This is a genomic window from Methylobacterium tarhaniae (assembly GCF_001043955.1).
Taxonomy (GTDB): Bacteria; Pseudomonadota; Alphaproteobacteria; order Rhizobiales; family Beijerinckiaceae; genus Methylobacterium; species Methylobacterium tarhaniae.
On sequence record NZ_LABZ01000053.1, the window covers coordinates 1 to 13,754 of the forward strand.

Genomic DNA, 13,754 nt, shown 5'->3' on the forward strand with positions numbered 1-13,754 from the left:
TCGCCTCCATCACCGAGTAAGCGTTTCGGCGCTTCCACGAGCGGACAGGTGACGGGGCGGGCCTCGTGCCCGCCCCATCCCGTCGCGAGGTAGACATCACATGAACGGCCAGAACATCCGTATTCGCCTCAAGGCGTTCGATCATCGCATCCTGGACTCGTCGACCCGCGAGATCGTCTCGACGGCGAAGCGGACCGGTGCCCAGGTGCGCGGGCCGATCCCGCTGCCCACCCGGATCGAGCGCTTCACCGTCAACCGCTCGCCCCACATCGACAAGAAGTCGCGCGAGCAGTTCGAGATGCGCACCCACAAGCGCGTGCTCGACATCGTCGATCCGACGCCCCAGACCGTGGACGCGCTGATGAAGCTCGACCTCGCCGCCGGCGTCGACGTGGAGATCAAGCTCTGAGGACCCGCGGGTTCTTGGAGCTTCATTAGGCCGCGCGGGGGAGAACCATGCGCTCAGGAGTCATTGCACAGAAGGTCGGCATGACCCGCGTCTTCACGGACGCCGGCGAGCATGTTCCGGTCACGGTGCTCAAGGTCGATCAGTGCCAGGTGGTTGCCCACCGCACGGTCGAGAAGAACGGCTACGTCGCGCTCCAGGTGGGCGTCGGCAAGGCCAAGGTCAAGAACGTCACGAAGGCCCAGCGTGGTCACTTCGCGGTCGCGAAGGTCGAGCCGAAGCGCAAGCTGGCCGAGTTCCGCGTCACCGAGGATGCGATCATCCCGGTCGGTGCCGAGATCACCGCGGACCACTTCCTGGCCGGTCAGTTCGTCGACGTGACGGGCACGACCACCGGTAAGGGCTTCGCCGGCGGCATGAAGCGCTGGAACTTCGGCGGCCTGCGCGCCACGCACGGCGTGTCGATCTCGCACCGTTCGATCGGTTCGACCGGTGGCCGTCAGGACCCGGGCAAGACGTTCAAGAACAAGAAGATGCCGGGTCATCTCGGTGTCGAGCGGGTCACGACCCAGAACCTGCGCGTCGTGCGCACCGATCCCGAGCGCGGCCTGATCCTGGTCGAAGGCTCGGTCCCGGGCGTCGACGGCGGCTGGATCTTCGTCCGTGACGCCGTGAAGCGCAAGCTGCCGGCCGACGTGCCGATGCCGGGCAAGTTCCGCGAGCAGGCCTCTGCTCCGGCGGAAGGCCAGGTCGAGGCTCCTGCGGCTCCGGCCACCGAGGAGAACGCGTGATGAAATTCGAGATCACCACGCTCGACGGCGCCGAGGCGGGTTCGGTCGAGCTCGACGAGGCCATCTTCGGTCTCGAGCCCCGCGCCGACCTGCTGCAGCGCTGCGTGCGCTGGCAGCTCGCCAAGCGTCAGGCTGGCACGCACCAGACCAAGCAGCGCGGCGAGATCGCCCGCACGACCAAGAAGCTCTACAAGCAGAAGGGCACCGGCAACGCCCGTCACGGCGCGGCTTCGGCCCCGCAGTTCCGCGGCGGCGCTCGCGCCCACGGTCCGGTCACCCGCTCGCACGCCCACGACCTGCCCAAGAAGGTCCGGGCGCTCGCGCTCCGTCACGCCCTCTCGGCCAAGGCCAAGAGCGCGGCCCTGATCGTCGTGGACGATGCCCGCCTCGAGGAGGGCAAGACCAAGGCGCTCAAGGAGCGGTTCGGCAAGCTGTCGCTCTCGAACGCCCTGATCATCGGCGGCGCCGAGCTCGACCAGAACTTCGCCCGTGCGGCCCGCAACCTGCCGCAGATCGACGTCCTGCCGGTGCAGGGCATCAACGTCTACGACATCCTGCGTCGCGAGAAGCTCGTGCTGACGCGCGCCGCCGTCGATGCGCTGGAGGCGCGATTCAAATGAGCGCTGATCCGCGCCACTACGACGTGATCGTCTCCCCGGTCATCACCGAGAAGGCGACGAACCTCTCGGAGCTCAACAAGGTTGTGTTCCGGGTGGCCCCGAAGGCGACCAAGCCGCAGATCAAGGAAGCGGTCGAGAAGCTGTTCGAGGTCAAGGTGAAGAGCGTCAACACGCTCACCACCAAGGGCAAGACCAAGATGTTCCGCGGTCAGCGCGGCCAGCGTTCGGACGTGAAGAAGGCGATCGTCACCCTCGAAGAGGGCCAGACCATCGACGTCACGACCGGGCTCTGAGGGGAACGGCGTAAGGGAACAAGCCAATGGCTTTGAAGACATTCAAGCCGGTCACGCCGAGCCTTCGCCAGCTCGTGATCGTGGACCGTTCGGAGCTCTACAAGGGCAAGCCGGTCAAGTCGCTGACGGTGGGCAAGTCGTCCACCGGCGGCCGCAACAACCTCGGCCGCATTACGGTGCGGTTCCGCGGCGGCGGCCACAAGCGGACGCTGCGCAACGTCGACTTCAAGCGGCGTGAGCACGCCGGCAAGGTCGGCACGGTCGAGCGGATCGAGTACGATCCGAACCGCACGGCGTTCATCGCGCTGGTGTCGTACGAGGGTGGGGCGCAGAGCTACATCCTGGCGCCGCAGCGCGTGAAGGCCGGCGACCGGGTCGTGTCGGGCGAGCAGGTCGACATCAAGCCCGGCAACGCCATGCCGCTCGGCAACATGCCGGTCGGCACGATCGTGCACAATGTCGAGCTGAAGATCGGCAAGGGCGGGGCGATCGCCCGGTCCGCGGGCAACTACGCCCAGATCGTCGGCCGCGACCAGGGCTACGTCACGCTGCGCCTGAACTCGGGCGAGCAGCGCCTGGTGCACGGCCAGTGCTACGCCACGGTGGGCGCGGTGTCGAACCCCGACCACATGAACATCTCGCTCGGCAAGGCCGGTCGGAACCGCTGGCTCGGCAAGCGCCCGCACAACCGCGGCGTCGCCATGAACCCGATCGACCACCCGCACGGCGGCGGCGAGGGTCGCACCTCGGGCGGTCGTCATCCGGTCACCCCGTGGGGCATCCCCACCAAGGGCAAGAAGACCCGCTCGAACAAGCGCACCGACACGTTCATCGTGTCGAGCCGCCACAACCGCAAGAAGTAAGGGCTTCGTCCCATGGCACGTTCAATCTGGAAGGGGCCGTTCGTCGACGGCTACCTCCTCAAGAAGGCGGACGCCGCGCGCGGCGCGAGCCGCAACGAGGTGATCAAGATCTGGAGCCGTCGCTCCACGATCCTTCCGCATTTCGTTGGTCTGACCTTCGGGGTCTACAACGGGCAGAAGCATATCCCGGTCTACGTCTCCGAGGAGATGGTGGGGCACAAGTTCGGCGAGTTCTCGCCGACCCGCACCTTCCACGGTCACGCGGCCGACAAGAAGGCGAAGAGGCGCTAAGATGGGCAAGGCAGCAGCACCCCGCGCGCTCCCCGAGAACGAGGCCAAGGCCGTGGCGCGCATGCTGCGCGTCAGCCCGCAGAAGCTGAACCTCGTGGCTCAGCTCATCCGCGGCAAGAAGGTCTCGACCGCGCTCGCCGACCTCCAGTTCTCGCGCAAGCGGATCGCGGTCGACGTGCGCAAGTGCCTCGAGAGCGCGATCGCCAACGCCGAGAACAACCACGACCTGGACGTGGACGATCTCGTCGTGAAGGAGGCCTATGTCGGCAAGGCGCTGGTTCTCAAGCGCTTCCACGCCCGCGCCCGCGGCCGTGGCGCCCGCATCCTGAAGCCGTTCGCCAACCTCACCATCGTGGTGCGGGAAGTCCCGGCCGAAGCCGCCTGAGGAGGAATCGATGGGCCAGAAAGTCAACCCGATCGGTCTCCGGCTCGGCATCAACCGGACCTGGGACTCGCGCTGGTACGCCAACAAGGGCGAGTACGCTCGCCTGATGCACGAGGACGTCGCGATCCGCAAAGCGCTGCTCAAGCAGCTCAAGCAGGCCGCGGTCTCCAAGATCGTCATCGAGCGCCCGCACAAGAAGTGCCGCGTCACCATCCACTCGGGCCGCCCGGGCGTGGTGATCGGCAAGAAGGGTGCGGACATCGAGAAGCTGCGCAAGCTGGTCAACTCGATGACCAAGGCCGACGTGACGATCAACATCGTCGAGGTGCGCAAGCCCGAGATCGACGCCACCCTGGTGGCCGACTCGATCGCGCAGCAGCTCGAGCGCCGCGTCGCCTTCCGTCGCGCCATGAAGCGCGCCGTGCAGTCGGCGATGCGTCTCGGTGCCGAGGGCATCCGCATCAACTGCTCCGGCCGCCTCGGCGGCGCCGAGATCGCCCGGCTCGAATGGTACCGCGAGGGCCGCGTGCCCCTGCATACCCTGCGCGCCGACGTCGATTACGGCACGGCCACGGCGTTCACCACCTATGGCACCTGCGGCATCAAGGTGTGGGTGTTCAAGGGCGAGATCCTCGAGCACGACCCGATGGCGCAGGACAAGCGCGCGCACGAGGAGGGCGGCCGTTCCGGCGGACGTCGTGACCGCGAGCGCGGCGAGCGCGGCGGACGGGACGCGGCGGCCTAAGGGCCGCCCGTTCCCCGCCCTTCAGTTTTGAGAGGCTGCCATGCTGCAACCCAAGAAGACGAAGTTCCGCAAGCAGTTCAAGGGCCGCATCCACGGCGCCGCGAAGGGCGGGACCGACCTGAACTTCGGCTCCTACGGCCTCAAGGCCATGGAGCCGGAGCGGATCACCGCGCGTCAGATCGAGGCGGCCCGCCGCGCGATCACCCGCGAGATGAAGCGTCAGGGCCGGGTCTGGATCCGGATCTTCCCCGACGTCCCCGTGACCGCGAAGCCGACCGAAGTCCGCATGGGCTCCGGTAAGGGCGCGCCCGAATACTGGGCGGCCCGCGTGCATCCGGGCCGCATCATGTTCGAGATCGACGGCGTGGCCGAGGACATCGCCCGCGAGGCGCTGCGCCTGGGTGCCGCCAAGCTGCCGGTCCGCACGCGCTTCATCCAGCGCATCGCCGACTGAGGAGAATATTCGAGATGAAGTCGAGCCAGAGGCTGTCTGACCTGCGCGCGCTGTCGCCGGATCAGCTCGGCGAAGAGCTCCTGAACCTGAAGAAGGAGCAGTTCAACCTGCGCTTCCAGCGGGCCACGGGTCAGCTCGAGAACGTCGCCCGGGTGCGCGAAGTGCGCCGCGACATCGCCCGCGTCCGCACCCTGCAGCGCCAGAAGACGCTGCAGGCTGCGCAGGGCTAAGGGAGTCTAGGACCATGCCGAAGCGCGTGCTGCAGGGCGTCGTCGTCAGCGACAAGCAGGACAAGACCGTCGTCGTGAAGGTGGAGCGTCGCTTCACCCACCCGGTGATGAAGAAGACCATCCGCCGGTCGAAGAACTACCACGCCCACGACGAGAACAACGTGGCCAAGGTCGGCCAGACGGTGTTCATCGAGGAGTCGCGGCCCTATTCCAAGCTCAAGACCTGGAAGCTGGTCGAGGGCGAGGCCGTCGCGACCGCCGAGGCGTGAGGGGACGCCGAAAGGCATCTCCCCCGTCTCGTGGACACGGAGCGTCTTTTGGCGCTCCGGCTCCTTGTCAACGAGGCCGATCCGGTGTAGACGGCCGGCCTCCACCGAAACATGAAGGGCGCGTGACGCGCTCCTCATCGCGTTCGTTGACCGCGCCAGCGCGAGCAATCGCGTTGCTGCGCGGTCTTTTAATGGACGGGGACGCGAGATCCCCATCAGGCTGCCGTCCGCCGGGCAATCCTGCCCTGCGGAGACCTGCCTGAAACAAGGAAAGGGCGTTAGGCCGTGATCCAGATGCAGACGAATCTGGACGTCGCCGACAATTCCGGCGCACGTCGCGTGATGTGCATCAAGGTGCTCGGCGGTTCCAAGCGCAAGTATGCCGGCGTCGGCGACATCATCGTGGTGTCGGTGAAGGAGGCGATTCCGCGGGGCCGCGTGAAGAAGGGCGACGTCATGAAGGCGGTCGTCGTGCGCACTGCCAAGGACGTCCGTCGGGCCGACGGTTCGGTGATCCGCTTCGACCGCAACGCGGCCGTGCTGATCAACAACCAGAAGGAGCCGATCGGCACCCGTATCTTCGGGCCCGTGCCGCGCGAGCTGCGCGCTCGCAATCACATGAAGATCATCTCGCTGGCGCCGGAGGTGCTGTAATGGCTGCGAAGGTGAAGAAGGGCGACAAGGTCGTCGTCCTGACCGGCCGCGACAAGGGGCGCACCGGCGAGGTCATCCAGGTGATGCCGAAGGAAGATCGGGCCCTGGTGCGGGGGATCAACCTGGTGAAGCGCCATACGCGCCAGACCCAGACCTCCGAGGGCGGGATCATCTCCAAGGAGGCGGCGATCCACCTGTCGAACCTCGCGGTCGCCGACCCCAAGGACGGCAAGCCCACCCGGGTCGGTTTTCGCATTCTGGAAGACGGGCGCAAGGTTCGCTTCGCGAAGCGCTCGGGAGATCTGATCGATGGCTGAGGCGCTGAAGGACGGCTACACGCCGCGGCTGAAGAAGCACTACGAGGAAGTGGTGCGTCCGAAGCTGATCGAGGAGTTCGGCTACACCAACCCGATGCAGGTGCCGGCGATCGAGAAGATCGTCGTCAACATGGGCGTCGGCGAGTCGACCCAGGACTCCAAGAAGGCCTCCGTGGCGGCCGAGGATCTCGGCCTGATCGTCGGCCAGAAGCCGGTGATCACCCGGGCCCGCAAGGCGATCGCGACCTTCAAGGTCCGCGAGAACATGCCGATCGGCTGCAAGGTCACGCTGCGCAAGCAGCGGATGTACGAGTTCATGGACCGCCTGATCACCATCGCGCTGCCGCGCGTGCGTGACTTCCGCGGCCTGAACCCGAAGTCGTTCGACGGCCGCGGCAACTACGCCCTCGGGATCAAGGAGCACCTGGTGTTCCCCGAGATCAACTACGACAAGGCCCAGAACACCTGGGGCATGGACATCGTCGTGGCGACCACCGCCAAGACCGATGCCGAGGCCCGGGCGCTCCTGAAGCACTTCAACTTCCCGTTCCGGCAGTGAGGGCTCATCGCCCCCATACGCGGACACCGGAGAGCTAGAACATGGCTAAGACGAGCAAGATCGAGAAGAACAAGCAGCGGCGGGAGCTCGTGAAGCGCTTCGCTCCGAAGCGCGAGGCGCTTCTGGCGACCGCCAACGACGAGTCGCTGTCGATGGAGGAGCGCTTCGAGGCGCGCCTCAAGCTGGCGGAGCTGCCCCGCAACTCCAGCCCGACCCGCATCCGCAATCGCTGCGAGATGACCGGCCGTCCCCGGGCTTACTACCGCAAGCTCGGCATCTCCCGCGTCGCCCTGCGCGACCTGGGATCCCGGGGCATGATCCCGGGCCTGGTCAAGTCCAGCTGGTAAGGGGAGGGCGCCACAGATGATCAACGATCCCGTGGGCGATATGCTCACCCGCATCCGCAACGGCCAGCAGCGTCGTCGCAACGTCGTGCAGACCCCCGGCTCCAAGCTGCGGGCCCGCGTCCTCGACGTCCTGAAGTCCGAGGGCTACATCCGCGACTACGCCACGACCGATTACGGCAACGGGCGTACCGAGTTCGCGATCGAGCTCAAGTACTTCGACGGCCAGCCGGTGATCCGCTCGATCGAGCGCGTCTCCAAGCCGGGCCGCCGGGTCTATTCGTCGGTCGATACCCTGCCGCGCGTCGCCGACGGCCTGGGCATCACCATCGTCTCCACCCCTCAGGGCGTCATGGCCGACCACGAGGCGCGCGAGCGCAACGTCGGCGGCGAGGTGCTCTGCAAGGTCTTCTGACCTGCAGACCCTGACAGCCGAAAAGGAGAGACGAGCATGTCCCGCGTAGGCAAGAAGCCCGTGACCGTCCCGGCCGGCGTGACCGCCACCGTCGACGGCCAGAACGTGAAGATCAAGGGCCAGAAGGGCGAGCTGCAGTTCCGCGTCCCCGACCAGGTGTCGGTGAGCCACGAGAACGGCGCGATCTCGGTCCAGCCGCGTTCCCAGACCAAGGAGGCCCGCGCGATGTGGGGCCTCTCCCGCGCCCAGGTCTCGAACCTGGTCGAGGGTGTGACCAAGGGCTACGAGAAGAAGCTCGAGATCAACGGCGTCGGTTACCGTGCTGCGGTGGCCGGCAAGGTTCTCAAGCTGTCGCTCGGCTACAGCCACGACATCGAATACGCGATCCCGGAAGGGATCTCGATCGCCACCCCGCGGCCGGTCGAGATCATCGTCACCGGCATCGACAAGCAGCGCGTCGGCCAGGTCGCGGCGGAGATCCGCGAGTATCGCGGCCCCGAGCCCTACAAGGGCAAGGGCGTCAAGTACGCCGGCGAGTTCATCTTCCGCAAGGAAGGCAAGAAGAAGTAAGGACCGCCGATGTCTCGCAAAATCGAACTGCTCGATCGGCGCCGCGCGCGCGTCCGGCGGGCGATCCGCAAGGCGGCCAACGGTCGTCCGCGGCTCTCGGTGTTCCGCTCCTCGAAGCAGATCTACGTCCAGGTCATCGACGACGCGACCGGCCACACGCTGGCCGCCGCCTCGAGCCTCGACAAGGACCTGCGCGCCCGCCTCAAGACCGGTGCCGACAAGGCTGCCGCGACCGAGGTCGGCAAGCTGGTCGCGGAGCGCGCCAAGGCGGCCGGCGTGAGCCAGGTCATCTTCGACCGCTCGGGCTACCTCTATCACGGCCGGGTCAAGGCCCTGGCCGACGCGGCCCGCGAGGGCGGCCTGGACTTCTGATCCCCGGAGAGGGGAGGGCGCATCCCGCGCCGCCCCGCCAGGATCGGCACGGTGTCCCATGAGGCGAGGGGGCCGGAAGGCTCCCTCTCTCATTCCGGCGGATGGAAAACCAGCGAGCGGGACCGCCGCCCGCGTCAGTCGAACGGACAACACACATGGCACGTGAGCGTGAAGGTCGTCGCCGCGACGACCGCGAGGAGCGCGACAGCGAGTTCGTGGACAAGCTCGTCCACATCAACCGCGTCGCGAAGGTGGTGAAGGGCGGCCGTCGCTTCGGCTTCGCGGCCCTCGTCGTCGTCGGCGACCAGAAGGGTCGCGTCGGCTTCGGTCACGGCAAGGCCCGTGAGGTTCCCGAGGCCATCCGCAAGGCTACCGAGGCGGCCAAGCGCGGCCTCGTCCGCGTGGCGCTCCGCGAGGGTCGCACGCTGCACCACGACGTGCAGGGCCGTCACGGCGCCGGCAAGGTCATCCTGCGCGCCGCTCCGGCCGGTACCGGCATCATCGCCGGCGGCCCGATGCGCGCCGTGTTCGAGACCCTCGGGATGCAGGACGTCGTGGCGAAGTCGCTCGGCTCCTCGAACCCCTACAACCTCGTGCGCGCCACCTTCGACGCGCTCAAGAACGAGGACTCGCCCCGTTCGGTCGCGGCGCGCCGCGGTCTCAAGGTCTCGGCCCTGCAGGCCCGCCGTCGCGACGCCGACTCGGCCGCCTCGGCCGATTCCGCCGACGCGGCGTAAGGGAGGCTCAGACATGGCTGAGAAGACCGTCCGCGTGCAGCAGATCGGCTCCCCGATCCGCCGCGAGGCCAGTCAGCGTCAGACGCTGATCGGCCTGAAGCTGAACAAGATGCACCGCATCGCGACGCTGGAGGATACCCCCTCGGTGCGCGGCATGATCGCGAAGGTGCATCACCTCGTGCGCGTTCTCGACGACGCGGCGTGAGGAGGGCACGATGAAGCTCAACGAAATCCGTGACAACGAAGGCGCAACCAAGAAGCGGATGCGCGTCGGCCGTGGTATCGGCTCCGGCAAGGGCAAGACCGCCGGGCGCGGCGTGAAGGGCCAGAAGGCGCGCTCCGGCGTCGCCATCAAGGGCTTCGAGGGCGGCCAGATGCCGCTCCACCGCCGTCTGCCGAAGCGCGGGTTCAACAACCCGGGCGCCACGGACCTCAACGAGGTCAATATCGGCCGCATCCAGCAGGCGGTCGATGCCGGCAAGCTCGATGCCTCGGCTCCGGTGACCCTCGAGGCGCTGATCGCCGCCGGCGTGGTCTCCAAGGCCCGCGACGGCGTCAAGATCCTCGGCGTCGGCGAACTCACCGCCAAGCTGACCTTCCAGGTCTCCCGCGCGTCCAAGTCGGCCGTCGAGGCGATCGAGAAGGCCGGCGGCTCGGTGACCCAGTCGCTCGCCACCGCCGACGACGCGGTTGCGTCGGCGTAAGGCACACTTTAAGTCACCGATCATCGGCGGCGGCCCGTGCGACCAGCGCGAGGCCGCCGCTCGTGTTTTGGGGGATGCCCGCGCATCCCTGACCGCCACGCCGCGGATCCCGACCCGAGGACACGTAACCCATGGCCTCTGCAGCCGAGCAGCTCGCCGCCAACCTCAATTTCGGCGCCATCGCCAAGGCCGAAGAGCTCAAGAAGCGCATCTGGTTCACGCTGGGCGCCCTGATCGTCTACCGCCTCGGGACCTATATCCCGCTACCCGGCATCGATCCCGACGCGCTCCGCCAGAGCTTCGCGAACGCCCAGGGCGGCGTGCTCGGCCTGTTCAACATGTTCTCCGGCGGTGCCGTCGAGCGCATGGCGATCTTCGCGCTCAACATCATGCCGTACATCTCGGCGTCGATCATCGTGCAGCTGCTCACCTCGGTGGTGCCGTCGCTCGAGGCGCTGAAGAAGGAGGGCGAGTCCGGCCGCAAGGTCCTCAACCAGTACACCCGCTACCTCACGGTGGTGCTGGCGATCTTCCAGGCCTGGGGCATCGCGGTCGGCCTGCAGAGTTCCGGCGGCATCGTGCAGGATCCCGGGCCCTTCTTCCTGGTCTCGACCGTCATCACGCTGACGGGCGGCACGTTGTTCCTGATGTGGATCGGCGAGCAGATCACCTCGCGCGGCATCGGTAACGGCTCCTCGCTCATCATCTTCGCGGGCATCGTCGCGCACCTGCCCTCGGCGATCGCCGGCACCCTCGAGCTCGGCCGCCAGGGCGCGCTCTCGACCGTGGTGATCCTCGGCGTCGTGGTGATGGCCGCCGCCGTCGTCTACTTCATCGTGTTCATGGAGCGCGCGCAGCGCCGCCTCCTGATCAACTACCCGAAGCGCCAGGTCGGCAACCGGATGTACGAGGGCCAGACCTCGTTCCTGCCGCTCAAGCTCAACACCTCGGGCGTGATCCCGCCGATCTTCGCCTCCTCGCTGCTGCTGCTGCCGGCCACCGCCGCCAGCTTCCAGACCGATCCGAACGGCACCGGGATCATCGCCACCATGGCGACCTATCTCGGCCACGGGCGGCCGCTCTACATGCTGCTCTACGCGGCGCTGATCATCTTCTTCGCCTTCTTCTACACTGCGGTGGTGTTCAACCCGCAGGAGACGGCGGACAACCTGAAGAAGCATGGCGGCTTCATCCCGGGCATCCGGCCGGGCGAGCGCACCGCCGAGTTCATCGACAAGGTGCTGTCGCGCATCACGGTCATCGGCGCCGCCTACCTGACGGTGATCTGCCTCATCCCGGAGATCCTGGTCTCCTACGCCTCGCTGCCGTTCTACTTCGGCGGCACCTCGCTCCTGATCGTGGTCTCGGTGACCATGGACACGGTGGCGCAGGTCCACGGCCACCTGCTGGCGCACCAGTACGAGGGCCTGGTCAAGAAGGCGAAGCTGCGCGGCGCCCGCCGACGCTGACACGGTTTCGGCGGAAAGCCGGCCGGGCCGATACAACCGGCCCGGCTGCACCCTTGCGCCGGGGCAGGGCCTTGGCGCATGGTCGGATACGGCCGGAGCGGATCTCGGGTTAGAACAAGCAGACAGGCCGCGCCCCGGGAGGACGGATCCCGGGCGTGACGCGGTGGAGGGGAGTGACAGGTTATGCGGATCATTCTGCTCGGCCCGCCCGGCGCCGGGAAAGGCACCCAATCGGCGCGGATCGTCGAGCGGTTCGGAATCCCGCAGCTCTCGACCGGCGACATGCTGCGGGCCGCGGTGGCGGCCGGCACCCCGGTCGGCCTCAAGGCGAAGGCCTTGATGGAGAGCGGCGCCCTGGTCTCCGACGACATCGTGATCGGCATCGTCGCCGACCGGATCGAGGAGGCGGATGCCCGCACCGGCTTCATCCTCGACGGGTTTCCGCGCACGGTGGCGCAGGCCATCGCCCTCGACAAGATGCTTGCCGAGAAGGGCCTGAGCCTCGACGCCGTGATCGAGTTCAAGGTCGACGAGGACGCGCTGGTCGGGCGCATCGCCAAGCGCGCTGCCGAGACCGAGGCCCGCGGCGAGCCGGTGCGGAAGGACGACACGCCGGAGGTGTTCAAGACCCGGCTCGAGGCCTACCGCACCCAGACCGCGCCGCTCTCGGCCCATTACGCCGGCACCGGCCTGCTGCGCCAGGTCGACGGCATGGCGCCGATCGACGAGGTGACGAAGCAGCTCGAGACGCTGCTCGCCCCGTACCAGACCGTGTCTGCGTGACGCTGGCCACGAGTTGACAACGGTTCGCGCCCGCGCTAGTGGGCGCTCCTTCGTTCAGACCCGGACGGCCCGGCGTGCCTCTCTGGAGGCCGCTCCGGGCCGATTTGCCGTCGGGACGGGCGCGCAGGGGCCGGACTCCACCGGACGCGCGTAAGACCAGAAGAACAGCCGTCCGGGCATGATGCCCTGGACGCGATGGAGAGCAGGAACACCATGGCCCGTATCGCCGGCGTCAACATCCCGACCAACAAGCGCGTCGTCATCGCGCTCCAGTACATCCACGGCATCGGTGCCAAGAAGGCCGAGGAGATCACCGAGAAGGTCGGCATCCCGGCCGAGCGTCGCGTGAACCAGCTCACCGACGCCGAGGTGCTGCAGATCCGCGAGACGATCGACCGCGACTACGTCGTCGAGGGCGACCTGCGCCGCGAAGTTGCGATGAACATCAAGCGCCTGATGGATCTCGGCTGCTACCGCGGCCTGCGTCACCGCCGCAACCTGCCGGTCCGCGGCCAGCGCACCCACACCAACGCCCGCACCCGCAAGGGCAAGGCGAAGCCGATCGCCGGCAAGAAGAAGTAAGCCGCGATCCCGTTGAGAGATCGGCGGGCCGGGGCCTCGGCCCAGGGCTCGCCCGACACCGGCGGCGCTCCGGCGCCGTCACCGCTACTCGTGAGAGACGTCCCGAGCGCCTGGCACGACGGGCGCGCCTGAAGGATCGAAAGACAGTATGGCCAAGGAAGCAACCCGCGTCCGTCGTCGCGAACGCAAGAACATCGTGTCGGGCGTCGCCCACGTGAACGCCTCGTTCAACAACACGATGATCACCATCACGGACGCCCAGGGCAACACGATCTCGTGGTCGTCGGCCGGCGCCATGGGCTTCAAGGGCTCCCGCAAGTCGACCCCCTACGCCGCCCAGGTCGCGGCCGAGGATGCCGGCCGCAAGGCCGCCGAGCACGGCATGCGTACCCTCGAGGTCGAGGTTTCGGGCCCCGGCTCGGGCCGCGAGTCGGCTCTGCGCGCGCTGCAGGCGGCGGGCTTCACGGTGACGTCGATCCGCGACGTGACCCCGATCCCGCATAACGGCTGCCGCCCGCGCAAGCGCCGCCGCGTCTGATCGTCCACTGGTCCCGGGAGGCTTCGCCAGAGGCCTCCCGGCCGACGGCCCGCGAAGAGGATTGCGTGTCGACACCCCGCACCGCCGACATCGTCCGGCCCGGCGTCCTTCCCTGGACGCTGGGCGATCGCGTTGTGGTCGCCCTCAACGACGGTCATCTCGAGGCGTCGATCGGGCTGGTGCAGGGCATCCCCGCCGACGAGGCCGCCCGGCTGCAGGTGGAGGGGTTCCGCTCTCCGCAAGCGCCGCGGATCTCCGTCAACGCCTTCCTGGTTCTCGGCGGGCCGGCTCCCGTCCTGGTCGATGCCGGGATGGGGGGGGGGGGGCGAGCCCCTACTCTGCATCTTCCGAAGGCGCTCCACG

25 protein-coding genes and 1 pseudogene are annotated in these 13,754 nt (G+C 67.8%); all 26 read left to right on the plus strand.

What is annotated here, in order from left to right; genetic code table 11:
* Window positions 1–100: 100 nt before the first annotated feature.
* Window positions 101–409 (plus strand): 30S ribosomal protein S10, encoded by a 309-nt coding sequence (rpsJ, locus tag VQ03_RS08525; RefSeq protein WP_012330343.1) that lies wholly within the window; start codon window positions 101–103, stop codon window positions 407–409.
* 47 nt (window positions 410–456) lie between these two features.
* A complete protein-coding gene (gene rplC / locus VQ03_RS08530; protein ID WP_048450460.1) occupies window positions 457–1,197 on the plus strand; it encodes a 50S ribosomal protein L3 in 741 nt (246 codons plus the stop codon).
* A complete protein-coding gene (rplD, locus tag VQ03_RS08535) occupies window positions 1,197–1,817 on the plus strand; it encodes a 50S ribosomal protein L4 (RefSeq protein WP_048450461.1) in 621 nt (206 codons plus the stop codon). Before rplC ends, rplD begins: the two co-directional genes overlap by 1 nt.
* The gene (locus VQ03_RS08540; protein ID WP_048450462.1) at window positions 1,814–2,110 is read left to right on the plus strand and encodes a 50S ribosomal protein L23; all 297 of its coding nucleotides are present in this window, start codon (window positions 1,814–1,816) and stop codon (window positions 2,108–2,110) included. The genes rplD and VQ03_RS08540 overlap by 4 nt, the downstream gene beginning before the upstream one ends.
* 26 nt (window positions 2,111–2,136) lie before the next feature.
* The gene (gene rplB, locus VQ03_RS08545; protein WP_048450463.1) at window positions 2,137–2,973 is read left to right on the plus strand and encodes a 50S ribosomal protein L2; all 837 of its coding nucleotides are present in this window, start codon (window positions 2,137–2,139) and stop codon (window positions 2,971–2,973) included.
* 12 nt (window positions 2,974–2,985) lie between these two features.
* Window positions 2,986–3,264, plus strand: coding sequence for a 30S ribosomal protein S19 (rpsS, locus tag VQ03_RS08550; RefSeq protein ID WP_048444829.1), 279 nt, complete (start codon window positions 2,986–2,988; stop codon window positions 3,262–3,264).
* Window position 3,265: 1 nt separating this feature from the next.
* Window positions 3,266–3,649, plus strand: coding sequence for a 50S ribosomal protein L22 (rplV, locus tag VQ03_RS08555; protein ID WP_048431916.1), 384 nt, complete (start codon window positions 3,266–3,268; stop codon window positions 3,647–3,649).
* Between the two features lie 10 nt (window positions 3,650–3,659).
* Complete coding sequence (rpsC, locus tag VQ03_RS08560; RefSeq protein WP_048450464.1) at window positions 3,660–4,394, plus strand: 30S ribosomal protein S3; 735 nt, start codon at window positions 3,660–3,662, stop codon at window positions 4,392–4,394.
* A 40-nt stretch (window positions 4,395–4,434) separates the two neighbouring features.
* The gene (gene rplP / locus VQ03_RS08565) at window positions 4,435–4,848 is read left to right on the plus strand and encodes a 50S ribosomal protein L16 (protein WP_048425820.1); all 414 of its coding nucleotides are present in this window, start codon (window positions 4,435–4,437) and stop codon (window positions 4,846–4,848) included.
* A 14-nt stretch (window positions 4,849–4,862) separates the two neighbouring features.
* Window positions 4,863–5,078, plus strand: coding sequence for a 50S ribosomal protein L29 (gene rpmC, locus VQ03_RS08570; RefSeq protein WP_048444832.1), 216 nt, complete (start codon window positions 4,863–4,865; stop codon window positions 5,076–5,078).
* Between the two features lie 14 nt (window positions 5,079–5,092).
* Window positions 5,093–5,347 (plus strand): 30S ribosomal protein S17, encoded by a 255-nt coding sequence (gene rpsQ / locus VQ03_RS08575; RefSeq protein WP_048431918.1) that lies wholly within the window; start codon window positions 5,093–5,095, stop codon window positions 5,345–5,347.
* A gap of 285 nt (window positions 5,348–5,632) precedes the next feature.
* The gene (gene rplN / locus VQ03_RS08580; protein ID WP_048425823.1) at window positions 5,633–6,001 is read left to right on the plus strand and encodes a 50S ribosomal protein L14; all 369 of its coding nucleotides are present in this window, start codon (window positions 5,633–5,635) and stop codon (window positions 5,999–6,001) included.
* Window positions 6,001–6,318, plus strand: coding sequence for a 50S ribosomal protein L24 (rplX, locus tag VQ03_RS08585; RefSeq protein WP_048425824.1), 318 nt, complete (start codon window positions 6,001–6,003; stop codon window positions 6,316–6,318). The genes rplN and rplX overlap by 1 nt, the downstream gene beginning before the upstream one ends.
* Window positions 6,311–6,877, plus strand: coding sequence for a 50S ribosomal protein L5 (gene rplE / locus VQ03_RS08590; protein ID WP_048450465.1), 567 nt, complete (start codon window positions 6,311–6,313; stop codon window positions 6,875–6,877). The genes rplX and rplE overlap by 8 nt, the downstream gene beginning before the upstream one ends.
* A gap of 41 nt (window positions 6,878–6,918) precedes the next feature.
* Complete coding sequence (gene rpsN, locus VQ03_RS08595) at window positions 6,919–7,224, plus strand: 30S ribosomal protein S14 (protein WP_048450466.1); 306 nt, start codon at window positions 6,919–6,921, stop codon at window positions 7,222–7,224.
* A 16-nt stretch (window positions 7,225–7,240) separates the two neighbouring features.
* Window positions 7,241–7,636, plus strand: a complete 396-nt coding sequence (gene rpsH / locus VQ03_RS08600) for a 30S ribosomal protein S8 (RefSeq protein WP_048431921.1) — start codon at window positions 7,241–7,243, stop codon at window positions 7,634–7,636.
* 36 nt (window positions 7,637–7,672) lie between these two features.
* Window positions 7,673–8,206, plus strand: a complete 534-nt coding sequence (gene rplF / locus VQ03_RS08605; protein ID WP_048450467.1) for a 50S ribosomal protein L6 — start codon at window positions 7,673–7,675, stop codon at window positions 8,204–8,206.
* Window positions 8,207–8,215: 9 nt separating this feature from the next.
* The gene (rplR, locus tag VQ03_RS08610) at window positions 8,216–8,578 is read left to right on the plus strand and encodes a 50S ribosomal protein L18 (RefSeq protein WP_048450468.1); all 363 of its coding nucleotides are present in this window, start codon (window positions 8,216–8,218) and stop codon (window positions 8,576–8,578) included.
* Between the two features lie 155 nt (window positions 8,579–8,733).
* Window positions 8,734–9,315, plus strand: a complete 582-nt coding sequence (rpsE, locus tag VQ03_RS08615; RefSeq protein WP_048425830.1) for a 30S ribosomal protein S5 — start codon at window positions 8,734–8,736, stop codon at window positions 9,313–9,315.
* Between the two features lie 13 nt (window positions 9,316–9,328).
* Window positions 9,329–9,520: a 50S ribosomal protein L30 gene (rpmD, locus tag VQ03_RS08620; RefSeq protein ID WP_048431924.1), complete on the plus strand. Its 192-nt coding sequence runs from the start codon at window positions 9,329–9,331 to the stop codon at window positions 9,518–9,520.
* A gap of 10 nt (window positions 9,521–9,530) precedes the next feature.
* Entirely contained in the window at window positions 9,531–10,019 is a 489-nt protein-coding gene (gene rplO / locus VQ03_RS08625) for a 50S ribosomal protein L15 (RefSeq protein WP_048450469.1), read from the plus strand.
* Between the two features lie 131 nt (window positions 10,020–10,150).
* The gene (secY, locus tag VQ03_RS08630) at window positions 10,151–11,488 is read left to right on the plus strand and encodes a preprotein translocase subunit SecY (RefSeq protein WP_048450470.1); all 1,338 of its coding nucleotides are present in this window, start codon (window positions 10,151–10,153) and stop codon (window positions 11,486–11,488) included.
* A 183-nt stretch (window positions 11,489–11,671) separates the two neighbouring features.
* Window positions 11,672–12,271, plus strand: a complete 600-nt coding sequence (locus VQ03_RS08635) for an adenylate kinase (protein ID WP_048450471.1) — start codon at window positions 11,672–11,674, stop codon at window positions 12,269–12,271.
* Between the two features lie 213 nt (window positions 12,272–12,484).
* Complete coding sequence (gene rpsM, locus VQ03_RS08640) at window positions 12,485–12,853, plus strand: 30S ribosomal protein S13 (RefSeq protein ID WP_048450473.1); 369 nt, start codon at window positions 12,485–12,487, stop codon at window positions 12,851–12,853.
* A 148-nt stretch (window positions 12,854–13,001) separates the two neighbouring features.
* Window positions 13,002–13,391 (plus strand): 30S ribosomal protein S11, encoded by a 390-nt coding sequence (gene rpsK, locus VQ03_RS08645; RefSeq protein ID WP_015928609.1) that lies wholly within the window; start codon window positions 13,002–13,004, stop codon window positions 13,389–13,391.
* Window positions 13,392–13,456: 65 nt separating this feature from the next.
* A pseudogene (locus tag VQ03_RS08650) lies at window positions 13,457–13,754 on the plus strand (MBL fold metallo-hydrolase); the annotation flags it as partial.